The sequence below is a fragment of the Priestia sp. 53B2 genome (genome assembly GCF_056099005.1).
In genome coordinates this window covers 388,940-412,670 of record NZ_JBLZXA010000030.1, presented here as the reverse complement: position 1 = coordinate 412,670, position 23,731 = coordinate 388,940, and the positions used below count along the sequence as shown (strand labels likewise).

Sequence of the window (23,731 nt, the reverse complement as noted above, 5' to 3'; positions counted from 1 at the left end):
ATGATAGTAAACATAACAAAAGATGTTATATAATCTAACATTGAATTTAGGGGTTACTTATTCGTACTTAAGGGGGAAATCATCATGCAAATGGGCGATTCAGTATTTATGTTTTTTTCAGCATTATTGGTTTGGATTATGACACCAGCTATTGCATTGTTTTACGGGGGCATGGTTCGAAGTAAAAACATGTTAAGTACCGCGATGTATAGCGTAGGTTCCTTAGCTGTTATATCCGTTCTTTGGATAGTAGCAGGCTATTCGTTAGCTTTTTCTACCGGCGGCAATGCTTTTATTGGTAACTTGGACTGGGTAGGATTAAAAGGAGTCGGGTTCACTCCAAACGGGGACTACAGTGCTACGATCCCGCATAATATGTTTATGATGTTTCAGCTGACATTTGCTGTACTAACAGTAGCTATTATCTCTGGAGCTTTTGCAGAGCGCATGAAGTTTTCAGCATTTATCTTATTTGCTATCCTATGGTCATTATTTGTATATGCACCAGTAGCACACTGGGTTTGGGGAGTTGGCGGATGGCTTCGTGAACTAGGAGCTATTGACTTTGCCGGAGGAAACGTCGTTCACATTTCATCAGGTGTAGCAGGATTAATTCTAGCTCTTGTTGTTGGAAAACGAAAAAATGCCGATGCCGCAGCACCTCACAATTTACCGTTAACTCTTTTAGGCGGAATGCTGATTTGGTTCGGCTGGTTTGGTTTTAACGTTGGAAGTTCTTTAACTATTAACAGCGTTGCAATGACGGCTTTCATTAACACGAATACAGCAGCAGCAACAGGAATTATCGGCTGGCTTGTAGTAGAGTGGATTATCAATAAAAAACCTACGCTGCTTGGAGCTGTTTCGGGAGCGATTGCTGGACTTGTAGCTATTACACCAGCTTGTGGATTCGTTACACCGTTTGCCTCTATTGTAATTGGTTTTATCGGCGGAGCGGTTTGTTTCTGGGGTATCTTCTCACTTAAAAAGAAAATCGGTTACGACGATGCGTTAGATGCATTTGGTCTCCACGGTATTGGGGGAACATGGGGAGGTATTGCAACAGGTTTATTTGCCACAACTTCTGTAAATGACGCCGGTGCGAATGGTTTATTCTACGGAGATCCAAGTCTACTTTGGAAACAGCTGGTGGCTATTGTAGCAACGTACCTATTTGTCGGTATTGCTACCTTCATTATTGTTAAAGTGGTTGGATTAATCGTATCTCTGCGTGCGACACAAGAAGAAGAAACGCTTGGGCTTGATATTACGCTGCACGGTGAAAGAGCGTATCACGAATCGAATATGTAAAAGGGGTGGGCACAGTGAGTGATGTTTTAACAAAAATTGAAATTATTACACGCCCTTCAAAGTTTGAAGAGCTTAAGCAAGAACTGGCGAAAATCGGCGTTAGCGGTATTACAGTTACGGATGCGCTGGGGTGCGGGTTGCAAAAAGGCATTACGGAACTTTATAGAGGCGTTAAAAAACAAGACAATATGCACGCACGAATTAAAGTAGAAATTGTGGTGTGCGAAGTTCCAGTATCTGACGTTGTTGATAAAGCAAGAAAAGTACTAAATACAGGTCAGCCTGGAGATGGGAAAATATTTATCTATGAATTAAAAAATGCAATTAAGATCCGAACAGGGGAAGAGGGATCACAGGCATTACGAAATAATAGTTAAACTTAGGGAGAAAGAGAAAACAAAGGGTCATATAAAAGGTGCATACTATGCACCTTTTTTTAGGTTGAATAGTTACACGGCATGTTTCCTTATGGTGACATGCTTTTTTGTTATATATATAGCCAAAAAGTATATCGCAAAAAATAAGTGAATATAATTAAAATTATTTTTATAAAATTTAGAAAATTATAAAAATATGTGTCATTGTTACTGACAAATTTGGTGAAATACTGCTGTTCATCCTTTTATAATAGTAAAAAATAACTATATTTTTACTTTTATTAGTTTCTCTTTGTATATGAAATTGAATCTATTATGAAAGGATGTGAAAAAAAGATGTACATAAACAGCAAGCTGTTTCACCGTTTTGAGAAATGACATTTGTTGCAAAAATAAAAAGCGTTCTAGACGCAAACAAAGGGAGGGAAAATCGTTATAAAAGACTAGCCGCTATTAAGCGTTTTATAACGATTACTACATGCTAAGTAAAAAAATGTTATCTATTTTAGCAACAACGGTCTTATCGGTAGGGTTTGTAGCTGGCTGTGGGAGCAACAGTACATCAGGAGCAGATAAAGGCAGCAATGTTATCAAAATTGCTACGCAAAGCCCTTTGTCAGGAGGTAGTGCGACGTTAGGTGAAGCGATCAAACTGGGAGCTCAGCTAGCTCTTGATGAAGAAAAAGACACGTTTAAAAAATTAGGATATAAACTTCAGCTTGTACCGTATGACGATCAGGGCGATCCGAAAAAAGGCGTAGCGAACGCTCAGTTAATCGGAGCAGATAAAGCCGTCTATGGAGTGATAGGACATTTAAATTCAGGAGTTACCATTCCTTCATCTGAAACGTATGAGAAATATTCAATTCCAATGATTTCTCCTGCAAGTACAGCAACGGACGTAACAGATCGAAAGTTAAAAACGGTTAACCGCATTGTAGCGCGCGATGACTTCCAAGGGCCTGCAGGAGCTGAATATGCTGTTAAAGAGTTGAAAGCAAAAAATATTTTTGTCATTCAAGATAAAACAGCTTACGGACAAGGGCTTGCAGATGCTTTTAAAACAGCAGCTGAAAAAGAAGGAGCAAAAATTGTTGGGTTTGAAGGAATTACGGTTGGAGAAAAAGATTTTAACGGTGTGTTAAATCAAGTCTCTAAAGAAAAGCCGGATCTCGTTTATTTTGGTGGTCTTTATGCAGAAGGCGGACTTTTAATTAAACAAGCTCGTGACAAAGGAATTAACGCTAAGTTTATGGGAGGGGATGGCTTAGACTCATCAACTTTAGTTGATATTGCCGGAGATGCTGTAAAAGATACGTATCTTACGTCAGTAGCAGGCGATGCTTCCAAGACGCAATTCGCTAAAGATTATGAGAAGAAATTCAATAAAAAAGTAGAGTCATATTCTGTATACGGGTATGATTCCATGAAAGTTATGCTTCAAGGTATTCAAAAAGCAATTGAAGACAATGATAAAAAGCTTCCTTCTCATGAAGCAGTACGTGACGCCGTACGCGGTATTACAGAATACAAAGGAGAACTTACGCAGGTAGGATTTGACGAGAAAGGAGACAATAAATACGCTAAAATCTTTATCTATAAGTTTGACGCTCCTTCGTACCCAGCTAAATTAGAAGGAGAAATCTCACAGTAAACCTTAGAAAAGAAAGGTATGGATGTTCCGTACCTTTCTTTTCTTAAAATCGATTTTATAGGACGAAAGGGACGAGGTTATATGTTTGCTCATATTATACAAACGCTGCCGCAAGTGTTAATTGACGGACTAACATTAGGAGCTGTATATGCAATTATTGCCCTAGGTTATACGATGGTATATGGCATTTTAGAACTCATCAATTTTGCACACGGCGAAATTTTTATGTCAGGCGCCTTTATCGGAACCGCTATTCTATTAGGGTTAACAGGCGTAGGTTGGATTGCAGCTTTTCCAGCTGTTGTGACGTTAATTTTAGTTCTTCTTATTACGAGTGTTGCGACTGGGTTTCTTGGTATGGGAATTGAAAGAGTGGCTTACCGCCCCCTGCGCAAGTCTTCTAAACTGATTACACTTATTACAGCTATCGGAATGTCGTTTCTATTACAGGATTTTGCGCGCTTCATTACGGAACTTAAGAATGGTAACTATATTGTTAATACCCCTGCTTTATTTTCAGGCAAAGTATCGGTTAGCGCTTCTTCTCTTTCATCATCATTTGATGATGCTACATTTAAAGTAACGTTTATTGTAGTGTTAATTGTTGCTCTTTGCTTAATGATCGGACTTGAAATTTTCGTCAATCGAACCAAATGGGGAATGGCAATGAGAGCTGTAGCCCAAGATCCCGATACAGCTTCACTCATGTCCATTAATGTAAACAAAGTCATTTCCCTTACTTTTTTTATTGGTTCGGCTCTAGGAGGCGCAACCGGTGTGTTATTTGCGCTTCATTACGGAACAATTGATCCTTACATTGGGTTCATATTAGGATTAAAGGCTTTTACAGCAGCTGTTTTAGGAGGAATAGGCAATATACGAGGAGCAATGTTTGGAGGGCTAATGCTTGGCATCCTTGAAATGTTTGCAGCTGCGAATTTATCAACAATCACCGGCAATATTTTAGGAGCAGAGTATAAAGATGTATTTGCATTTGCCATTTTGATTTTGGTGTTAATTTTTAAACCAGAAGGCTTATTTGGAAAAGCCGTTACAGAAAAAGTGTAGGTGATGAAGATGAAAAAATTAATGAGTAAGCTTGAAGGAAACAAAAAAGCGCAAATCATTCTATTTTTTATATATGTAATTGCAACAAGCGGTAGTTTAATGCTTGCCCAAAAGTCCGTTGTCGCATTTTTACTTCTTTTATTTTCATTATTACTTCTGTATTTTATGTCTCTTTCTACTAAATTAAAATGGCTAATAGCAGGGCTCATTTTAATTGTGCTGCTTCCTTTTTCAGCTAGCCAAGGCCCTGCTTATGAATCCTATATGGAAGTATCTACACTAGTAGGTATTTACATTGCTATGGCACTTGGGTTGAACATTGTAGTGGGATTAGCCGGATTATTGGATTTGGGATTTGTTGCTTTCTTTGCAGTTGGGGCTTACACGTATGGAATTTTCGCGACCAATCAAGCTGCTAATTTTATGCCTTTTGGTACGTACCCATTATCAGGAGAAAGCTTTTGGTTTTTTATTATTGCGGGGTGCCTAATAGCCGCTTTATTTGGAGTTCTGCTTGGTATACCTGTGCTGCGCGTAAAAGGAGACTATCTTGCTATCGTTACGCTTGGATTCGGGGAAATTATTCGAATTGTATTTAACAATTTGGATAAACCAATCAATATTACAAACGGAGCAATGGGGCTGTCCTCCGTGACGCCGCCTTCTATTTTTGGGATTAACTTAGTATATCCAAGTCAGTTCTATTATGTAGTATTAGTCATCTTAGCTGCGGTTATTTTTATTGTACGGCGATTTGAATATTCTAAAGTAGGACGATCGTGGAAAGCGGTTCGTGAAAATGAAATTGCAGCTCAAGCGATGGGAATTCACCTTGTCAGAACAAAGCTGCTTGCGTTTGCTATCGGTGCCTCTTTTTCAGGCATGATGGGAGTAGTGTTTGCCGCTAAGCAAACCTTTGTTGACCCAACCAGCTTTACGCTGTTAGAATCTATCACGATTTTAGTCATGGTTATTTTAGGAGGAATGGGGAGCGTTCCAGGCGTCATACTTGGAGCGGCTGTTGTAACCATTCTTAATCTTCAAGTATTAACGGAGCTCACCGATTGGTTTAATCAACTGAGTTTAAACGGGGTTATCTCTATACCAGATGCACTTTCGCCAGCTAAAATGCAGCGATTTATTTTTGGCGGACTTCTTATTCTATTTGCTCTATACAGGTCTCAGGGGTTGCTTCCTGCTAAACAGCCTACGTTCGATTTGAAAGAGCTGAAAGAAGAAGCTGAAGAAGAAATGCAGCCTGTGATTTCAGCGGCTGAGAAAAACGTCAATTTATAGAGGTGAAAGAAATTGTCTATTTTAGAAGTGAAAAATGTAACCAAGACCTTTGGCGGTTTAGTTGCCAATCAAGACGTAACAATGGATATTCAAAAAAATTCAACAACTGCTGTAATAGGACCAAACGGCGCTGGGAAGACTACATTTTTTAATATGGTGACAGGTGTTTATCAGCCAACCTCAGGTGATATTATGTTAAATGGTCAATCTATAACAGGACTAAAACCTCACAGTGTATCAAAACAAGGGATTTCTCGGACATTTCAAAACATCAGGTTATTTAGTAATATAACGGTTTTAGAAAATGTGTTAGTTGGGATGCACAACCATTTGAAAGCAACCACTTTTGAAACGCTGTTGAATTTACCTCGAGCAAGAAGAGCGGAAAAAGCAGCTAAAAAAGAAGCGTATAAGCTGTTAGAATACGTTGGGCTAGAAGCTTTATATAACGAAGTAGCCAATAACTTATCATATGGAGCGCAGCGCCGACTCGAAATTGCCAGAGCGTTAGCTACTAGACCCTCACTGTTATTATTAGACGAACCGGCTGCTGGTATGAATCCGCGTGAAACAAAAGAGCTGACGGATCTTATTCACACGATACGAAAAGACCGGGAAATAACCATTTTATTAATTGAGCATGACATGAAGCTTGTCATGGAAATTTCTGATCATATTATTGTATTAGATCATGGAATAAAAATTGCAGAAGGAAACGCTGAACATATCCGTACACACCCAAAAGTGATCGAAGCCTATTTAGGAAAAGGAGCGGCAGAGGAGATAGAAAGAAAGGAGAAAAGCACATGACTCTATTAAAGTTAACTGAAATTGATACCTTTTATGGAGGAATTCAAGCACTTAAAGGAATAACGTTTGATGTAGAAGAAGGAGAAATTGTGACTCTTATTGGAAGCAATGGAGCCGGAAAATCTACCACATTAAAGTCCATTAGCGGTCAAGCTCCTGTCAAAGCAGGTAGTATCATGTATAAAGGCACCTACATCACGAAATTCCCTCCTCACCAAACGGCCCGCTTAGGAATAGCTCATGTACCAGAAGGAAGAAAGATCTTTCCTAAGATGACAGTAAAAGAAAATTTAACTATCGGAGCATTTTCACTTTCTAATAAAAAAGTAATAGAAGAAAATATGACTAGAGTACTCACATATTTTCCAAGGTTAAAAGAAAGATTGACTCAAAAAGGAGGAACGATGAGTGGCGGTGAACAGCAAATGCTAGCTATCGGGCGAGCGCTTATGATGAATCCTTCTATGCTTATGCTAGATGAACCTTCTATGGGGCTTGCTCCTATCATTGTAGAACAAATATTTGAAATCATTATGGAATTAAATAAAAGCGGAATGACCATTTTACTCGTTGAACAAAACGCTTATCAAGCACTGCAAATCGCGCACCGAGGCTATGTGATTCAAACGGGAGAAATTATTCTGCAAGGGAAAGGCTCGGAATTAATTCATAATGAAAAAATAAAAGAAGCTTATTTAGCTTAAAAAAACAAACCGCATCGCGTTTTAACGCTGCGGTTTGTTTTTGTTCACAAAGGATGATTTGGATAAAGCAGGTAAGCATTGCTATTATCTGGTTTAGTTTCTTAATTAAGTAGGGAACGTTTAAAATAAGATTATTGAATAAGTGAGTAATTAGGTAACCTCCTAGATGAAAGAAATGATTCAATTTAAAGCTTTTTTATAAAAAACAAAAAAAGTTGAAACTTTTTTCATTAAAAAACGTTTATAAAGTAATAGAAAAAAATGGGTACGGTTATTTACACTCAAAAAGGAAGTGAGAGCGTGGCGACGCTGAAAACTAATTATTTGACTGACTTATGCTTAATCTATAGAGAAAGTCAATTTTATGTAATGCAAATACCTAGTTTCTACAAAAAAATGGCTAGCAAATACTTTCAGTTTCAGCCTCAAGAAAAAATAATTGCATATTTACACAGCTCTTTTATAGCAGGCCTAGATAAAAGGGGAATTTGCTTTACAAATAAGGGGATTTACTGGAAAAGCAGAGGGATGAAAAAAGGAAAAATGTTATGGGAAGAGTTCGCTAACATTCAATCCATTACCATTCGAAAAGAAGAAATGATTTGTTTTAATGACGTGGAGAAATTTCAAGTCAATCAAAACGATTACTCAGCTAGAAAGCTAGTATCTCTATTAAAAAAAATCAAGAAATTTATTCGCACTCATTCCCATGAATATATGTGTCAAGACTATATATATCCGTGTGTATCCTCAAAAGAATTAACTTCTATTTGTTCATCTTTTCAAATTCATCAAACCCCTGATCCAAAAGATGTGTTGTCGGTAGAAGGACAACTATGTGAAGAAGTTGAAAAAGAGATGCGAAACAGGCTCTATTTACCTGCTAAAGAAAAAATTGTAGCTCATTTAAATACATATCCTCTTCAAAAAACCGAAGGGATTACCGTTTGTTCTAAAGGAATTTATTTCTCAAAATCTTTTAAAACAGTTTACTACCCTTGGCACTTATTTCGCCACGTGAGTATTTCAGTGGAAACCGAAGAATTAAAAATTGCTAAAAAACATTCGTTGTCTCTCAACTCAGCTGCCGTATCAAGCGGGGAAGTAATGCTGTTTCTCAAACAAATTAAACAGCATGTGCAGGCTTTGCATGAAAAAGAAGTCGATATTAAACAAGATAATAAGTTTGCATGGAAAATGTTAATTTAAAAAACAGGTTACGCGTAATCTGTTTTTTATTTTGTAGTTCTTTAGAATCATTTATTTGGAATATTGAAAGACATCATACAAGTAAACAAGACTAGAATATTGGAAGTTAAGAAAATTTCTCCATGACTATAAGGTTAATTTTACCAAAATCTCTTTTTCGGTTGGATAATTATGCTAAAATAGAGCTCGAGTTTATTTTAAGGAGCTGACAACAAGATGGAACGTAATTATTCAATTGATTTTATTAAGTTTTTTGCTACAGTGTTTGTGGTTTGTATTCATGTTAACCCATCACATGACGATTTCTTTTTAGGGAACCAGGAAAATGTGCTAGATGTCATTGTTGACACATTTGCACGATTCGCGGTTCCTTTTTTCTTTATGGTATCAGGATATTTGTTTATGAATAAAATTCAAAAACATCCAAAGCCTTCTGCATACTTAAAAAAATACACGTGGAATATTTCAAAGCTTTACGCATGTTGGTTCGTCTTTTATTTATTGTTTGGTGTAGTTATGCGCTTATTTCAGAACCACGGAACATTAGCAGAACGAAAAGGTGCAGTAGCTGATTATTTAACATCATCCATCACATTCAAAGACATCTTTTATTATGGAAGTGACACAAGTGGATTTCAGCTTTGGTACTTGATTGCATTAATTTGGGCTGTTGTCATCGTTTTCTTATTTCAAAGATGGAAAAAGATTGGCTTATTAATGCTTATCAGCACCGTATTATATGTAACTGGGTTATTTGGGCAGTCTTATTCTTTATTTTTTCCACTTTCTTTTCAAACGAGAGATGCCCTGTTCTTTGGTTTGTTCTATACAGTATTAGGAGCTATGTTTGCCCTTTATGGTAAGCAAATTCTGTCAGTATTAAACGCAAGGCCAATGATTTATTTAGCCAGCTTTTTTGTGTTTTCAGCGTTAGAGATCGTCGAGCGTTACTGGTTGGTTAATATCCAGCACAGCAAGCCCGGAGACTATTTTATTTCTACGATTTTTTTATCGGCATCATTGTTTTTATTCGTATTGAGCAGTCCAAGTCTTGGCAAAAACTCGTTTTTTTCAAAGGTTGGGAAAAATTCAGTTGGCATTTATGTAGTGCATATATGTATATTAAATGAGACTTATCGATTGCTTCGTTCTATAGATTCTTCTTTCTTTACGAATAGTGTCGTTGCCTACGTACTTATCGTTCCAGCAGTTTTTTGGTGCTCGTACTATTTATATAGAGGAATTCAATGGACAAAGGAAAAATTACATGTGAAGCCGCACAAACATCCAATCACAAAACTACAGCATAAATAAAAAGAGCTGGCTAACTAAGCCAGCTCTTTTATGATGCAATAGCGTACAAAAGCTGCTTTTGCAGTTGAGGGGATAAAGAAATATTTTGATACAATTCGTAAATATGATGTTCGTTCCGGTGATAACAAATCCAATCCTTGTATGTTCCTTTTAAGAAGATGCGAAAAAACACGATTCGCTTATTCGTGCCGCCTGTTTTTAATTCAATTTTCAAATCATCTGTTTCTAATGTATACTGTACTGTAGAAGAGGAAAGAGCAAGTTTAGTTGTTTTTTTACTTGTTTTAATGAATTCGGCAAGTTCAATGATCTTCATTTTTTTACCTCACTCTATTGTAAATTAGGGGTATCTTATACGTATGATGTTTACAAAGAAAATAGAATCGTTTTTTTATAGCTTAGAAGAAAGATCTTCAGCCCCTTCGTTAAGGGATTTGCATAAAAGGTTGACGTTTTCTTTGAATACAAATAAAATGCATATTAAGAAGTATTTCCCTCATTGTAACTACAGAAAAAGAAGAATTAAGGGGGCTCAATATGTTGACTGACTTAGTTGTAAGTCAAAAAGTAGTCAAGGTAAATGAATTTACTGTTGTAGGAGTGCCTATTCGAACAGATGAACCTGTGGAAGAAACGGGCACAGGTCTTATTCCCGAGCACTGGCAGACTTTTTATAAACAACAGTTAGCTAATAAAATCGCCAATAAAGTAAATGGTAATACATTTGCTCTTTATACAGAATTTGAATACAATCAAAAAATGGATTTTACATTTGCTCTCGGATATGAAGTTTTACCCGGCGGCGAACTGAAAGATGATATGAGAGAGTTCATCATCCCAGAAGGTGAATACATGGTGTTTACAACAGCTGTTGGGCCAGCTAGACAGGTAGTCGTAGAAGCTTGGGCTTATATTCGGGAGTGGGCTAAAAAAAATCATCGTGCTTATAAAATAGATTTTGAATTATATGATGAACGCTGTATTGATCCTGAGTACAGTCAAGTTGATATTTATGTTTCGATTTAATAGCTAGTTTTGCTAAGTAGTTAAGATGCAGATAAGCGTTTTTTGCTGCGTTCTTACTTTTGACGATAGGAATACAAAAGGGGTTTAGCGAGAGTGATCAGCAACGATTTATTACAAGCTTTAAAAGACGGATATAAACAGAGAATTAAATGGGTACTTATAAGTCAAATGGCACTGTTCATCACCGTAGCAGTCATACTTGTATCAAATTTTGTCACTAAATTTTCGTTTAACCAATTAAGCTTTATTTTTGTTTTGGTTAGTATAAGTTCGCTATTATCAGGGGTAGAGCACGTATTGTTAAAACGTGAGAAGTGGCAATGGATTTTTGATTTTATTTTAGCTGCTTTTTTTATTGGTTTATCTATTTTTTTACACCGTTAAAGCGCCTGGTTCAGCGCTTTTTTATTTTGAGCAGCTCCGCATACAATTTTCGGACCTTTCTAGTATAAACAAAACAACAATAGGTATTTATGATGAAAATAGTCAGAAAATTTAGTAAAAAAGTCTTGTATTTTGTCTTTATTTCGATTATGATAAGTTTACACCCTTCGTATTCACTTCTTTGGAGGTCAGTACCTCTATTTTTACAGTACAGAAAAGAGGTGAAGCTATTTCTTCAGTTTTCCTGCTAGCCTGCATACTAACCCTTTTAGCTATTTTATTTAGTAGCAACTACCCTCAAAATTAAAGGAGAGATCCGCGCTTATGTCAAAAGCTCCTGTAAAAAACGATATTGAACTTCAACTATCTGAAACGCACTTTTTTCAACTGCTTAATTTAATTTATTTAGGTAACTGGATGGTCACAGCATGTTCTGGAGTGGAAGATGAGCATGCCCAAGAATATACGGATGTAGAAAAACAAATGTTTTCTCACGCAGAGCCTTTCCTTGAAAAAGGACCTTTTCACATGCTAAACAGTGAGGTTATGTTTACAGAAGAACATGAAGATTCTCTTCAAGATATTATTGGAGAATACGATAACGAAGTGTTTTGGGAAGCGCTAGCCTATCGCATGGCTAAACGAGATGTAATAGAACAAATAGGACCCATTAAAGAAATAAAAAATGAAGTTTTTATGCAAATTTTCCATCGAGAAATGGATTATATACGAGAGTTTGAGACAAATGGAATTAAACGAATAACCATACCGCCTTTGCAGTAAAGGAGACAAATCGGCTTTCAAACTTGAAGGCCGATTTGCTGTTAAGCTGAAGCTTTTCTATTCCGTCTGAGAGGCCGGAAAGATCGGTATGTAAAGCTCCGCCATAACCATTCACACGGACCGTAATAGAAATAATAAAGCCACCACTTATTTAAAAAAAGCTGGAGTGTATATATAATGAGACAAATAATCGTGCTTTCTGTTAAGGTAAGAATTCCGTATAAACCAAAGGCTCGAACCATCCACAGGCAAATTAAAGTTTGGCTAAGGTAAGTTGTTAATGCCATTGTTCCACTATACTTAAAAAGACCCAGCATCGAAGCGTAAGGAGAAAATTGCAGGAATAACAGTAAGGTGGTAAGATAAAAAAAACATAGAAAAATGCCGCTCAAACTTGTAAAAAGGTGAATGGCTGCCTGCTGATAAAGTCCATATTTTAAAATTTCTAGTTTTAAGATAGCAAGAATGATAGTTAAAGTAAAACCTGCTGCGCCCGTTATTAACTGAATTTTCTTAAAAAAAGAACGATTTTGTTCGATACTATGTACTAATCCTTTTTTAGCGCTATATAAGCCAAATAAAAACATAGAAAATACGGGAAAGATAGAAAACGGTAGATTTAATAGCATAGGCACCACTTCAACATTCAAACGATAAAACAGCCAAGATAAATAGTCTGCTTGCCTGTAGGTGGATAAATATTGAGTTAAAGCATGTTCATGTAAAACCTTATACTTCAACTGAGCCTCCTGCAAGACGTGGACCGGAATAAAAAACTGCATGCAAGCCAAAAGATAAAAAAAGCATAGCAAGCCTATTGCCCAGAGCAAAATCGTCTTGGTTTTTCGATTATAAAAAAACAACACTAAAAAACCGCCGACAGCATACACATGCAAAATGTCTCCATACCAGAAAAAGACAAGATGAAAAAGCCCGATTAATAGCAAAGAAGCCATTCTTCTTGACCATAAAGCAGCGGCAAAGTAATGCTTTTCTTCAGCTCTACGCAAAAAGATTCCGCACCCAAGTCCAAATAAAAAAGAAAAAATCGTAAAAAATTTTCCTTGAACAAACAGCAGCAGGAATAAATCAATATAAATATCAATTCCTTTATATTCATAAGGAATATCGTACAGCTGAAAAATAAATATCGGAGAAGCAAAAGCAGGGATATTTACTAAGAAAATGCCTAGCAAAGCAATGCCCCGAATAATATCAAGAACAACAAGGCGTTCGTTGAGGAGAAGTGGAGAAGGCTTCATCACTGTCACTCCTTTTTGTTAGATATGTACATCTTAACACGACAGTGGCGAAAAAATAGGTAGGAATATAAAAAAATAAGCGGAAAGATTCATAGCTTTATGAACAAAAAAGTTGGATAATAATGGTATGGTTATCCATATCAAATACGAAAGGTGGAGAAAAGGATGAAAACAGCACTTGTGTTAGGTGGAACTCGTTTTTTTGGAAAAAATTTAGTCCAGACATTGCTCTCTAAAGGAGTTAAGGTTACGTTAGCAACGCGAGGTAAAACACCAGATGATTTCGGCGACCGAGTTGAGCGAATTTTTCTGGATCGTGTAGAAAAAGATTCTGTAATCGAAACAACACGAGGAAGAAAATGGGATGTTATCTTCGATCAAATATGCTATTCTTCACACGGCGCAGCTGTGGCTGTTGAAGCTTTTCGTCATAGTACGAGTCACTATGTACTCACCTCGACTCTTTCAGTATACGGTTCTTTAGAAAAAACGTGTTATGAAGAAGATTTTGATCCATACAAGTATCCTATTTCATATACACGCCGTGAAAATATTTCCTACCAAGAAGGAAAACGCCAAGCTGAGGCGGTTTTTTTTCAAAAAGCACCGTTTTCGGTAACGGCTGTCCGTTTTCCAATTGTAATGGGAAAAGACGATTATACGGATCGCTTACGTTTTCACGTAGAAAAAATTATGCATGAAGAAGAAATTGGTGTACCGGCTATTGAAGCAGAAATGAACTTCATTTCACAGGAAGAAGCAGGTGAATTTTTAGTCTGGTGTGCAGAACAGAAGCTAAAAGGGCCGATTAACGCTTGTTCAAATGGTACTATTTCACTCAAAAATTTATTTTCATATATTGAACAAGCAGCGAATAAAACAGCAAAAACAACTTCTCGTTTAACAGATGAAAATAGTTCTCCTTACGGAGTAGATCATTCTTGGACGATGAGCAATGAAAAGGCTAGCTTTTGGGGATATTCATTTACAAACCTGCAGGACTGGCTGCCATCATTAATCAAAGCTTTCGTTGAAAGCGAAAAGAAAGTGCCTTTAAGCTAAGAAAAAAACAAAGACTGCACCGTTTAGCAGTCTTTTTGCTGTGACAAGCAGAACATTTTTATTTTATACATAAAAAGGGTACGCTAGGTACACATCATTATATAGAAGGAAGAAGGATAAACTATGGCAAAACATCACTTTCATTTGCAAGCAAATTGGCCAGGAGGCCGAAATGAAGTAGGTACAATTGAATCAGGACAATTAAAAACAAAAATTTCTATTCCACCAGAAATGGACGGGCCAGGAGTGGGAACAAATCCAGATGAAATGCTGCTAGGGGCAGCAGCCACTTGCTACATCATCACGCTTGCAGCGATGTTCGAAAGAAGCGGAATCCGTCAGGAGGCTTTAACGATGGAATCAGAAGCTATTGTGGACGTGACGAACGGTGTATTCACATACGAAAAAATTATTCATAAACCTCATGTTATCATCACATCTGAATTTGCGGCTCAAGAAGAAAAAATCAATCGACTTATAAAAAAAGCAGAAACATCCTGTATGATTTCAAGAGCAATTCAAGGAAATGTTGAGATTGAATTAGAGCCTCAGCTCACAGTAAAAGTGTAATGGACCCATTACGCTTTTCTTATGCTTATTTCTAAAAAAAGCACATTTAAGATTGTAAAATACTCAAATTTGAATATAATAATTTAAGTAGCTATCATTTCTGTTCATCAAAAAGATGGCGCGAAAGGAGGAACTGAAATGGTTTCATCAGAAAAAAATATTCGTTTTATCGTAGCAGGATTGCTGCTCGGTATTTTTATGTCAGCCATGGATAATACCATCGTAGCGACGGCTATGGGGAAAATCATTTCTGATCTAGGCGGGTTAGATAAGTTTGTTTGGGTTACGTCCGCCTATATGGTTGCCGTGATGGCAGGTATGCCGATATTTGGTAAACTATCTGATATGTACGGCCGTAAACGGTTTTTTATTTTTGGATTGACGGTATTTTTACTGGGATCTGCATTGTGTGGCCTAGCGCAAAGCATTGTGCAGCTAAGTATTTACCGGGCGATTCAAGGAATTGGAGGAGGAGCGCTTCTTCCGATTGCTTTTACCATTGTATTTGATATTTTCCCTCCTGAAAAACGCGGGAAAATGACGGGATTATTAGGTGCCGTTTTTGGTTCAGCAAGCGTATTTGGTCCGCTTCTTGGTGCATACATTACGGAATACATCAGCTGGCACTGGGTGTTTTATGTGAACGTGCCGATTGGACTTTTATCATTATTTTTTATTGTGCGCTTTTATAAAGAATCAACAAGTCATAAAAAACAAAAAATTGACTGGGCTGGTGCAGCCACTCTTGTAATTTCAGTAGTCAGTTTAATGTTTGCTCTTGAACTTGGAGGGAAAGAGTACGATTGGTCTTCTCCGCAAATTTTATCTCTTTTTGCTATCTTTGCTGTGGCGCTATCACTCTTCTTTTTTGTGGAAAAACGCGCGCAAGAGCCGATTATTTCATTTTGGATGTTCAAACGCCGTTTATTTGCAACATCACAAATTCTCGCTTTCTTATACGGAGCAACATTTATTATTTTAACGGTATTTATTCCTATTTTCGTTCAAGCTGTCTATGGAGGTTCTGCTACAAATGCAGGTTTAATTTTAACTCCGATGATGTTAGGCTCGGTAGCAGGAAGTGCTATCGGCGGGATTTTTCTTACAAAAACAAGCTTTCGAAACTTAATGATTATGTCCGTTTTTTCATTTGCAGTAGGAATGTTTTTATTAGGAACAATGGAACCTGATACACCTCGTTGGATGCTAACGGTATTCATGATTTTGACTGGGTTTGGCGTAGGATTTAGCTTTTCTCTTTTACCAACTTCGTCAACGCATAAGCTGGATCCACAGTTTAGAGGTTCCGCCAACTCCACGAACTCATTTGCGCGTTCCTTAGGAATGACGCTGGGGGTTACGATTTTTGGAACGATTCAAAGCAATACATTTACAAATGAGCTGCAGCGCAATTTTCAAGGTATGGGAAATGGATCACAAGGAGCATTTTCTCAAATAGGAGATCCGAGTGCAGTTTTTCAATCAAGTGCCCGAAACAGCATTCCGCCTCAAATATTAGATAAGATTGTTGATGCTATGTCCACATCGATCACGTATGCATTTATGCTTGCTCTTATTCCGATTGCAGTAGCTATCATTACTGTCTTTTTAATGGGAAATGAACGAGTGGAAGTTCCCCCTAAAAAGCGGATAGAAGCTAAGGAACCTGCAGCTCAAAAATAGAAAAAGCACGAAGATGTTCGTGCTTTTTTTACTAAATAAGATGCATGTCAAGAGGTGAAAGGTGTTATGAGTGTTAAATTAGTCATATTGGGTTTATTAATGGAAGGAAATAAGCACCCTTATGAAATTCAGCAAACCATTAATGAAAGACAAATGAAGCACTATATTAAACTTGCAAGCGGCTCTTTATATTATGCTTTTGATACGCTTGAAAAAAATCAGCTGGTGAAAGTAGTAGATGTGATTCGAGAGACGAACAGACCTGAAAAGACCGTTTATTCTATCACGGATGCAGGAAGAGAAGAATTTGAGCGCCTTTATTTTGAACAGCTATTAAAAAAAGAGCATATGCATAGACCAGTTTATGCTGCTCTTTCATTTACTTCTTACGTCGATCAAAAAAAAGTGGCTTCTGCTTTAGAAAAAAAGATTGAGGAAACGGCTGCTTATTTAGAAAAAATGCAAAATTTGTACCAAGTTAAAAAGGTGGATCATTCCATTGCAAATCTGTCGATCATTATGCGCACGATTATGCATTTGAAAGTAGAACTAACTTGGTTCACTCATTTGCTCGAAGCGGCTAAAAGCAACAAGCTTACAGAAGTAGATGATGGTTATTTTGAAGACGTTGAAAAAATCGTAGATGAGTTTTAAAAAAGAAGCAAAACGCTGCTTCTTTTTTTTAATAGCCATAAAATATATTTTAAACAATTTAATTTTGCCAAAAGCTAGGTCAATAACAATTAATTAACACCTGATTCGACCTTTAATCAGCTTTACTTATAAAACGCTTTCAAAAAGTAGTAAGACTATTAAAAAAGTAAAAAAAATTAAAGAAATATAGCGATTTCATTTTGATTGACGAGTAAAAGAGTGGTAAAATATAAGCAGATATCAGATACACACGCAGTGAGATTTATCACTCGTTGTAAAGATGTCAGACGATAAGGTAATCGACATTCAAAATGGAAAGATTGTTGAGTACGACAATTATTATAACTCGTTGGGGGTTTTATCATGGGTAACGAAACGTCGAATAGAGGGGAGCCTTGGCAAGGATTTTTGGGTCCGAACTATGGCTATGTATTAGAACAGTATGAGTTATATGAAGAGCAGTCAGATCTAGTAGATCCAGAGTTAAAAGAATTATTTGATTATTGGGGTGCTCCTCCATTAAACGAAAGTGAGCAAGTTCAGCAAGCTGAATACGCACAGGCTGCACCTTCAGCTAACACATCTAAAATTGCATCGGCTATTAAGCTAGCGGAAAACATCCGTGCTTATGGTCATCTATACGCATCAATTAAGCCTCTTGAAAGCGAGAAGAAAGATCCTGTCTTGCTTCACTTGGAAGATTACAATTTAACGCAAGAAGATTTAAAATCAATTCCGGTTGATATTTTATGTACGAATGCGCCATCACACGTCAAAAATGGTTTAGATGCAATTAACTATTTAACAGATGTCTACACAAAAACCATTGCGTTTGAATTCCATCACGTACATAACATGGAAGAGAATAAGTGGCTGACTGATATGGTCGAGTCAGGTTCTATTTTCCAACCTCTTTCAAATGAGAAAAGAACTTCTGTATTAAAGCGTTTAACAGAAGTAGAAGGCTTTGAACAATTTTTACACCGTACATTTGTCGGACAAAAACGCTTTTCTATTGAAGGCGTAGATATGTTAATTCCACTTGTAGATGAACTGATTGCACGCTCAGTGGAAACAAGCCCAAAAACGGTTAATATCGGTATGGCTCATCGTGGACGCTTAAATGTATTGGCACACGTATTAGGCAAGCCGTATGAAATGATTTTTGCAGAATTCCAGCATGCACCTAACAAGGAATTAGTTCCTTCAGAAGGTTCAATCGGTATCAACTACGGCTGGACGGGAGACGTAAAATATCACCTGGGTGCCGACAAACAAATTAAAGCAGAGAACACAGTTCGAGCTCGTTTGACATTGGCTAGCAACCCTAGTCACTTGGAGTTTGTTAATCCGGTTGTGGAAGGGTTTACAAGAGCGGCTCAAGATGAGCGTGATGTGAATGGATACCCAAAACAAGATGTAAAAAAATCGTTCGCGATTTTAATTCACGGAGATGCTGCGTTCCCTGGTGAAGGTATTGTACAAGAAACGCTGAACTTAAATCAATTGACTGGTTATCAAACAGGTGGAACAATCCACATTATTGCTAACAACATGATTGGATTTACAACAGAAAGCGTCGATTCTCGTTCAACGAAATATGCAAGTGACTTAGCAAAAGGGTTTGAAATTCCAATTGTTCACGTAAATGCGGATGATCCGGAAGCCTGTTTAGCTGCTGCTTACTTTGCTTATGAGTATCGCAGACGCTTTAACAAAGATTTCTTGATTGATTTAATTGGATACCGTCGATTTGGCCACAATGAAATGGATGAACCGTCTGTAACGCAGCCGAAGATGTATGAAATTGTGACAAAACGTCCAACGGTTCGTGCTATGTATGCAAAGCAGCTTGAAGAACAAAACGTGATTCAAAGCGGCCAAGCAGATCAAATTAATGAAGAGTTACAAGCGAAGTTAAAAGCAGCTTATGAGAAAGTACCGCCAAAAGCTGAAAAGCAACATAGAATTATGGAAATGCCACAAGCAGTCTTCAAAGGAATTTCAGATATTGATACATCTGTTACAAAAGAAGAGCTGTTTGAAGTGAATCAAGAGCTAGTGAAATACCCTGAAGGATTTAACGTATTTCCAAAACTTGATCGCATCTTATCTAAACGTGCCAAAGCGTTTGAAGAAAATGAAAGCGTAGATTGGTCATTGGGTGAAGCATTTGCATTTGCTACGATTTTAAGAGACGGCACGCCAATTCGTCTTACAGGCCAAGATTCTGAACGTGGTACATTTGCACATAGACATCTTGTTCTTCATGATCATAAGACAGGGGATGTTTACTCACCACTACACGCAATGAAGAACGTAAGCGCTTCCTTTGATATTCGTAACAGTCCATTATCAGAAGGATCCGTTCTTGGATTTGAATACGGCTATAATGTATTTGCTCCTGAAACGCTTGTTCTTTGGGAAGCACAGTTCGGTGATTTTGCCAATGCAGGTCAAGTTATTATTGATCAGTTTATTGCAGCAGGCCGTGCTAAGTGGGGACAAAAATCTGGAATGGTCTTATTGCTGCCACACGGCCATGAGGGTCAAGGACCAGAACACTCAAGCGCTCGTCTAGAACGTTATTTACAGCTAGCTGGAGAAAACAACTGGACAATCGCAAACGTAACAAGCGCTGCACAATATTTCCACTTACTTCGACGACAAGCTGCCATTTTACAGCGCGAAGAAGTAAGACCGCTAGTAGTTATGACACCAAAAAGTTTGCTTCGTAATGCTTTTAGTGTGTCAAACCTTGAAGAGTTTACAAAAGGCTCTTTCCGCTTAGTAGTAGAACAGCCTGGATTAGGCAAAAAAGAAGATGTAGTTGAACGAATCGTTCTGTGCAGCGGAAAAATCAGCAGTGAATTAACGGAACGCTTAAACAAAGCAGAAGATGATAAAGATTGGCTACACGTCCTTCGTCTAGAACAAATTTATCCGTTCCCAAGACGCGTAATTGCTGAAATCTTTGCTCGCTATAAAAATTTAAAAGAGATTGTCTGGTTGCAAGAAGAGCCGGAAAACATGGGCGCATGGAACTATGTAGAAGATCGACTGCGTGAAGTAGCACCAGAAGGAGCTACGGTTGACTACATCGGCCGCACAAGACGCTCAAGTCCAGCTGAAGGAGATCCAACAGTTCACAGACAAGAACAAGAACGTATTTTACAAGATGCATTAACTAAAAATGAAATTGCTAACGACGTTGTTACACGATAAGGAAGGGGAATGAACCATGGGAGAGATTAAAGTACCGGAATTAGCAGAATCAATTTCTGAAGGAACAGTTGCACAGTGGCTAAAACAAGTAGGAGATTTCGTTGAAAAAGGCGATTATATCGTTGAACTTGAAACAGATAAAGTTAACGTTGAAATTACAGCTGAAGACTCTGGTGTGCTAACGGAACTTCTTGCTGGCGAAGGCGACACAGTGCAAGTTGGTGAAACAATTGCACGTCTTGAAGCGAAAGAAGGAGCTTCAGCACCAGCAGCACCAAAAGCTCAAGAAAAACCAGCAGAGGAAGCACCAAAGCAAGAAGCGGCTCCAGCTCAGCAAAAAACTGTTGAAGAAGTAGCGCCAGCAGCTGAAGCGCCTCAGCAAGGAAATCAAAAACAATGGCTAATTGCTTCTCCTGCAGCTCGCAAAGCAGCAAGAGAACGCGGGATTAAGCTAGATCAAGTGCCAACTACTGATCCTCTTGGCCGTGTGCGCAAACATGATATTGATTCGTATGCAGACAAAAAATCAAATGAGCAAAAGCAGCAGGCACAAGCAAGTAAGCCAGCTAACCCGGTATCTCCGTCTCCAGCGGCAAGTGAAAATAGCGACAAACCTGTTGAACGCGAACGTATGTCACGTCGTCGTCAAACAATTGCCAAACGTCTTGTTGAAGTTCAGCAAACAGCGGCTATGCTAACAACGTTTAACGAAGTAGACATGACTGCTGTTATGGCTCTTCGCAAACGACGCAAAGACAAATTCTTTGAACAGCACGACGTAAGACTTGGCTTTATGTCATTCTTTACAAAGGCAGTAGTAGCAGCACTTAAAAAGTATCCGTTATTAAATGCTGAAATTCAAGGAAACGAGTTATTAATTAAAAAATTCTATGATATCGGTATTGCTGTGTCAGCTCCAGACGGCCTTGTTGTTCCAGTTGTACGTGATGCTGACCGCAAAACATTCGCTGGTATCGAAGGATCTATCGTTGATTTAGCGAAAAAAGCGCGCGACAACAAATTAGCATTAAAAGATTTACAAGGTGGAACGTTCACAATTACAAACGGCGGCGTATTCGGTTCATTAATGTCTACACCAATCCTAAACGGGCCTCAAGTTGGTATTTTAGGAATGCACAAAGTTCAGCTTCGTCCGGTAGCAATTGATGAAGAGCGCATCGAAAATCGTCCGATGATGTATATTGCACTTTCTTACGATCACCGTATCGTTGACGGCAAAGAAGCCGTAAGCTTCCTAGCTACTGTTAAAGAACTATTAGAAGATCCAGAATCTTTATTACTAGAAGGTTAATAAAAAGAACCTGCTATTCTCTTAGAGAATAGCAGGTTCTTTTATGTTCGCTTAATGCCTGCAACATAAGCAGGGCCCAAAAAAGTCATGCTAGCGAGTGTCAGGGCCATTTCTCGCGGTGACTGCTTCATACCTTGTTCTAACCAGTGCTGAATAACTCCAAGATGTGCTGACGTTACGTAAGACATTAAATGTTCAAGTGGAACAAGCGGAGGCGTTTTATTATCAATGAGCTCTAATTTTTCGAGCATATTGGTTTTCATAACTTCTTTAATTTTAAGATGAAAGCCAGGGTTGCCTTTTGGACCAAGCATAACCTGCATAAAACGTGCATTTTCTTGAATATATTCAAAAAGTGCAATAATAAACGGCAAAGGCTGTTCTTTTAAATTAGCAGACACGATCTCATTGGGATTTGCCTTTTTGATAAATTCTTTTACTTCTTGAATAACTTCATTTTCGCTTTTTTCAAGCAAATCGTATTTATCTTGGTAGTGTAAATAAAAAGTTCCGCGATTAATATCCGCTTTTTGTGTTAGATCTCTGACCGTTACGCCTTCAAACCCTTTCTCTTCCATTAATTCTGTCAAAGCATCTCGGATAAATCTTTTCGTTCGAATAATTCTGCGATCTGTTTTTGAATTCCCCAAAGCTTTTAAACACCTACTTTTTTCTTTAATAATGAACAGTTATATGCTTTGTGTTAAGTAATCGACATTCCCGCTATTATTGCATATTGAGAATACAGGTAAATTCATTATAATTTACATAGTGATCACTAATCAACATCATGTACATTATCTTTTCGTTAACGTGTATATCCTTAAAACAAAAAGGAGAGATCTATATGAAATTAGGTAATCAAAAGCTTATATATTTTTCACCAATTATAGTAGTAGCTGTTATTTTTATCTTTATTCTAACCTTAATTCCTTCGGCAAGCTCAGCACCTAAGAATTTGCCAATCGCATTCGTAAATGCTGACAAAGGAATGACAGTTCCAGCAAAGGGTAATGTAAATATAGGAAATCAAATGGAACAAAATATGAAGCGGGCAAGTACTGAACAATCTTTAGTTAAATGGATTTTTGTCTCAAATACTAAAGAAGTTGAAAAAGGATTAAATAATCAAAAATACTATGGGGCGCTCATCATTCCAAAAAATTTCACCAAAAAACAGGCGACTCTTCAGACGGCTCAGCCTGATGCACCTGCTATTAAATTATTAGTGAATCAAGGAATGAATACAGCTGCTTCAACCCTAGCAAGTCAAGTGCTAAACGGGGCAGTTGATAAAATGAATGAAAATATGCGCTTGCAGCTAGTGAAAAGATTTGAACAAAACGGAACGCAACTAAGTGCAAACCAAGCATTAGCACTCGCTGCACCGATTCAAAAGACAGTGATAAACGTAAACGAAACAGGGACTCATAGTGTCAACGGAAATGCACCCGTTTCATTATTTCAGCCGCTGTGGATGGCAAGTATAGCCGGTGCTGCAATGGTCTTCCTCAGCATTCAAAAAATCACGTTTTCTTCTCGTAAAGAGAAAATCATTAACCAAGTAGGATTCGTAATCATCGGGGTTATACTTGCTTTAGCTGCAGGTTTCGGGCTCGTGTGGCTGGCTGAAGTAGTTGGAATAAGCGTTCCTTCATTCTTGGATACAGCACTATTCTTAGCTATTGCTTACTTCAGTTTTTTCACCTTGATATCAGCCGTACTTTCATGGCTAGGACTAAAGGGACTTCCAATTTTCGTTATTGTTCTATTTTTTGGCGCACCTTTGCTTTCAATGGCCCCAGAAATTATGCCTGATTTTTATAGAGAGTGGATTTATCCATGGCTGCCAATGAGATTTATGGTAGATGGCGTAAGAAAACTATTTTTCTTTGGAGAACATCTGACATGGAATCCTTCTGTATCTGCTCTAGCTCTTATCTCTTTAATAAGTTTGTGTGCTCTGTTTGCTTCTGCTTTACCTGCAGCTTCTGTAAAAAAAGAGAAGTCTCGCTCAATATAAAAGA

The 23,731-nt window shown here is 37.7% G+C and carries 22 protein-coding genes; 19 read left to right on the top strand and 3 right to left on the bottom strand.

Annotation, left to right across the window (positions count from 1 at the left end; all coding sequences use genetic code 11):
* Positions 1 to 84 precede the first annotated feature (84 nt).
* The 9 genes from ACN6NE_RS26790 (at position 85) to ACN6NE_RS26750 (ending at position 9,743) form a co-directional block, all read left to right on the top strand.
* Positions 85 to 1,311 carry an ammonium transporter gene (locus tag ACN6NE_RS26790; protein WP_013057612.1) on the top strand — a complete coding sequence of 409 codons (1,227 nt, stop codon included), beginning with the start codon at positions 85 to 87 and terminating at the stop codon, positions 1,309 to 1,311.
* A gap of 14 nt (positions 1,312 to 1,325) precedes the next feature.
* Positions 1,326 to 1,688: a P-II family nitrogen regulator gene (locus ACN6NE_RS26785; protein WP_013057611.1), complete on the top strand. Its 363-nt coding sequence runs from the start codon at positions 1,326 to 1,328 to the stop codon at positions 1,686 to 1,688.
* A gap of 478 nt (positions 1,689 to 2,166) precedes the next feature.
* Positions 2,167 to 3,342, top strand: coding sequence for a branched-chain amino acid ABC transporter substrate-binding protein (locus ACN6NE_RS26780; protein ID WP_474328310.1), 1,176 nt, complete (start codon positions 2,167 to 2,169; stop codon positions 3,340 to 3,342).
* 81 nt (positions 3,343 to 3,423) lie between these two features.
* A complete protein-coding gene (locus ACN6NE_RS26775) occupies positions 3,424 to 4,410 on the top strand; it encodes a branched-chain amino acid ABC transporter permease (protein WP_129710354.1) in 987 nt (328 codons plus the stop codon).
* A 9-nt stretch (positions 4,411 to 4,419) separates the two neighbouring features.
* Entirely contained in the window at positions 4,420 to 5,706 is a 1,287-nt protein-coding gene (locus tag ACN6NE_RS26770; RefSeq protein ID WP_474328308.1) for a branched-chain amino acid ABC transporter permease, read from the top strand.
* Positions 5,707 to 5,718: 12 nt separating this feature from the next.
* Positions 5,719 to 6,516: an ABC transporter ATP-binding protein gene (locus tag ACN6NE_RS26765; protein WP_474328306.1), complete on the top strand. Its 798-nt coding sequence runs from the start codon at positions 5,719 to 5,721 to the stop codon at positions 6,514 to 6,516.
* Positions 6,513 to 7,220, top strand: a complete 708-nt coding sequence (locus tag ACN6NE_RS26760) for an ABC transporter ATP-binding protein (protein WP_129710350.1) — start codon at positions 6,513 to 6,515, stop codon at positions 7,218 to 7,220. Before ACN6NE_RS26765 ends, ACN6NE_RS26760 begins: the two co-directional genes overlap by 4 nt.
* A gap of 528 nt (positions 7,221 to 7,748) precedes the next feature.
* Complete coding sequence (locus tag ACN6NE_RS26755) at positions 7,749 to 8,429, top strand: hypothetical protein (protein ID WP_227257185.1); 681 nt, start codon at positions 7,749 to 7,751, stop codon at positions 8,427 to 8,429.
* Between the two features lie 216 nt (positions 8,430 to 8,645).
* The gene (locus ACN6NE_RS26750; RefSeq protein ID WP_474328303.1) at positions 8,646 to 9,743 is read left to right on the top strand and encodes an acyltransferase; all 1,098 of its coding nucleotides are present in this window, start codon (positions 8,646 to 8,648) and stop codon (positions 9,741 to 9,743) included.
* A gap of 28 nt (positions 9,744 to 9,771) precedes the next feature.
* Here ACN6NE_RS26750 and ACN6NE_RS26745 read toward each other — a convergent pair whose 3' ends face one another.
* Positions 9,772 to 10,059, bottom strand: a complete 288-nt coding sequence (locus tag ACN6NE_RS26745; protein ID WP_028409073.1) for a hypothetical protein — start codon at positions 10,057 to 10,059, stop codon at positions 9,772 to 9,774.
* Between the two features lie 221 nt (positions 10,060 to 10,280).
* Here ACN6NE_RS26745 and ACN6NE_RS26740 point away from each other — a divergent pair, with 221 nt between their 5' ends.
* The 3 genes from ACN6NE_RS26740 (at position 10,281) to ACN6NE_RS26730 (ending at position 11,936) form a co-directional block, all read left to right on the top strand.
* Positions 10,281 to 10,769 (top strand): GyrI-like domain-containing protein, encoded by a 489-nt coding sequence (locus ACN6NE_RS26740; protein ID WP_013057602.1) that lies wholly within the window; start codon positions 10,281 to 10,283, stop codon positions 10,767 to 10,769.
* A gap of 93 nt (positions 10,770 to 10,862) precedes the next feature.
* A complete protein-coding gene (locus ACN6NE_RS26735) occupies positions 10,863 to 11,153 on the top strand; it encodes a hypothetical protein (RefSeq protein ID WP_013057601.1) in 291 nt (96 codons plus the stop codon).
* Between the two features lie 324 nt (positions 11,154 to 11,477).
* Positions 11,478 to 11,936: a hypothetical protein gene (locus ACN6NE_RS26730; protein ID WP_474328300.1), complete on the top strand. Its 459-nt coding sequence runs from the start codon at positions 11,478 to 11,480 to the stop codon at positions 11,934 to 11,936.
* Positions 11,937 to 11,977: 41 nt separating this feature from the next.
* On the opposite strand, the gene ACN6NE_RS26725 is transcribed toward ACN6NE_RS26730, so the two are convergent.
* Positions 11,978 to 13,198 carry a DUF418 domain-containing protein gene (locus ACN6NE_RS26725; protein ID WP_474328298.1) on the bottom strand — a complete coding sequence of 407 codons (1,221 nt, stop codon included), beginning with the start codon at positions 13,196 to 13,198 and terminating at the stop codon, positions 11,978 to 11,980.
* Positions 13,199 to 13,363: 165 nt separating this feature from the next.
* On the opposite strand from ACN6NE_RS26725, the gene ACN6NE_RS26720 reads away from it, so the two are divergent.
* From ACN6NE_RS26720 to odhB, 6 genes are all read left to right on the top strand, one after another.
* Entirely contained in the window at positions 13,364 to 14,260 is an 897-nt protein-coding gene (locus ACN6NE_RS26720) for an NAD-dependent epimerase/dehydratase family protein (protein ID WP_025751263.1), read from the top strand.
* A 123-nt stretch (positions 14,261 to 14,383) separates the two neighbouring features.
* Positions 14,384 to 14,830, top strand: coding sequence for an OsmC family protein (locus tag ACN6NE_RS26715; RefSeq protein ID WP_129710340.1), 447 nt, complete (start codon positions 14,384 to 14,386; stop codon positions 14,828 to 14,830).
* Between the two features lie 138 nt (positions 14,831 to 14,968).
* Positions 14,969 to 16,513 (top strand): MDR family MFS transporter, encoded by a 1,545-nt coding sequence (locus tag ACN6NE_RS26710; protein ID WP_474328295.1) that lies wholly within the window; start codon positions 14,969 to 14,971, stop codon positions 16,511 to 16,513.
* Positions 16,514 to 16,579: 66 nt separating this feature from the next.
* Complete coding sequence (locus ACN6NE_RS26705; protein WP_129710338.1) at positions 16,580 to 17,167, top strand: PadR family transcriptional regulator; 588 nt, start codon at positions 16,580 to 16,582, stop codon at positions 17,165 to 17,167.
* A gap of 363 nt (positions 17,168 to 17,530) precedes the next feature.
* The gene (gene sucA, locus ACN6NE_RS26700; RefSeq protein ID WP_129710336.1) at positions 17,531 to 20,392 is read left to right on the top strand and encodes a 2-oxoglutarate dehydrogenase E1 component; all 2,862 of its coding nucleotides are present in this window, start codon (positions 17,531 to 17,533) and stop codon (positions 20,390 to 20,392) included.
* Between the two features lie 16 nt (positions 20,393 to 20,408).
* The gene (gene odhB / locus ACN6NE_RS26695; RefSeq protein WP_474328292.1) at positions 20,409 to 21,704 is read left to right on the top strand and encodes a 2-oxoglutarate dehydrogenase complex dihydrolipoyllysine-residue succinyltransferase; all 1,296 of its coding nucleotides are present in this window, start codon (positions 20,409 to 20,411) and stop codon (positions 21,702 to 21,704) included.
* Between the two features lie 41 nt (positions 21,705 to 21,745).
* On the opposite strand, the gene ACN6NE_RS26690 is transcribed toward odhB, so the two are convergent.
* Positions 21,746 to 22,354: a TetR/AcrR family transcriptional regulator gene (locus ACN6NE_RS26690; protein WP_129710334.1), complete on the bottom strand. Its 609-nt coding sequence runs from the start codon at positions 22,352 to 22,354 to the stop codon at positions 21,746 to 21,748.
* A gap of 197 nt (positions 22,355 to 22,551) precedes the next feature.
* Between ACN6NE_RS26690 and ACN6NE_RS26685 the strand changes: the two genes are divergently transcribed.
* Positions 22,552 to 23,727 (top strand): YhgE/Pip domain-containing protein, encoded by a 1,176-nt coding sequence (locus tag ACN6NE_RS26685; RefSeq protein ID WP_474328290.1) that lies wholly within the window; start codon positions 22,552 to 22,554, stop codon positions 23,725 to 23,727.
* Positions 23,728 to 23,731: the final 4 nt, after the last annotated feature.

Excerpts from the sequence above, each read along its gene's own strand:
- ACN6NE_RS26790 (WP_013057612.1), top strand. The coding sequence starts at position 85 with ATGCAAATGGGCGATTCAGTATTTATGTTTTTTTCAGCATTATTGGTT.
- ACN6NE_RS26780 (WP_474328310.1), top strand. The coding sequence starts at position 2,167 with ATGCTAAGTAAAAAAATGTTATCTATTTTAGCAACAACGGTCTTATCG.
- ACN6NE_RS26775 (WP_129710354.1), top strand. The coding sequence starts at position 3,424 with ATGTTTGCTCATATTATACAAACGCTGCCGCAAGTGTTAATTGACGGA.
- ACN6NE_RS26770 (WP_474328308.1), top strand. The coding sequence starts at position 4,420 with ATGAAAAAATTAATGAGTAAGCTTGAAGGAAACAAAAAAGCGCAAATC.
- ACN6NE_RS26760 (WP_129710350.1), top strand. The coding sequence starts at position 6,513 with ATGACTCTATTAAAGTTAACTGAAATTGATACCTTTTATGGAGGAATT.
- ACN6NE_RS26755 (WP_227257185.1), top strand. The coding sequence starts at position 7,749 with ATGAAAAAAGGAAAAATGTTATGGGAAGAGTTCGCTAACATTCAATCC.
- ACN6NE_RS26750 (WP_474328303.1), top strand. The coding sequence starts at position 8,646 with ATGGAACGTAATTATTCAATTGATTTTATTAAGTTTTTTGCTACAGTG.
- ACN6NE_RS26745 (WP_028409073.1), bottom strand. The coding sequence starts at position 10,059 with ATGAAGATCATTGAACTTGCCGAATTCATTAAAACAAGTAAAAAAACA.
- ACN6NE_RS26740 (WP_013057602.1), top strand. The coding sequence starts at position 10,281 with ATGTTGACTGACTTAGTTGTAAGTCAAAAAGTAGTCAAGGTAAATGAA.
- ACN6NE_RS26730 (WP_474328300.1), top strand. The coding sequence starts at position 11,478 with ATGTCAAAAGCTCCTGTAAAAAACGATATTGAACTTCAACTATCTGAA.
- ACN6NE_RS26725 (WP_474328298.1), bottom strand. The coding sequence starts at position 13,198 with ATGAAGCCTTCTCCACTTCTCCTCAACGAACGCCTTGTTGTTCTTGAT.
- ACN6NE_RS26720 (WP_025751263.1), top strand. The coding sequence starts at position 13,364 with ATGAAAACAGCACTTGTGTTAGGTGGAACTCGTTTTTTTGGAAAAAAT.
- ACN6NE_RS26715 (WP_129710340.1), top strand. The coding sequence starts at position 14,384 with ATGGCAAAACATCACTTTCATTTGCAAGCAAATTGGCCAGGAGGCCGA.
- ACN6NE_RS26710 (WP_474328295.1), top strand. The coding sequence starts at position 14,969 with ATGGTTTCATCAGAAAAAAATATTCGTTTTATCGTAGCAGGATTGCTG.
- ACN6NE_RS26705 (WP_129710338.1), top strand. The coding sequence starts at position 16,580 with ATGAGTGTTAAATTAGTCATATTGGGTTTATTAATGGAAGGAAATAAG.
- sucA (WP_129710336.1), top strand. The coding sequence starts at position 17,531 with ATGGGTAACGAAACGTCGAATAGAGGGGAGCCTTGGCAAGGATTTTTG.
- odhB (WP_474328292.1), top strand. The coding sequence starts at position 20,409 with ATGGGAGAGATTAAAGTACCGGAATTAGCAGAATCAATTTCTGAAGGA.
- ACN6NE_RS26685 (WP_474328290.1), top strand. The coding sequence starts at position 22,552 with ATGAAATTAGGTAATCAAAAGCTTATATATTTTTCACCAATTATAGTA.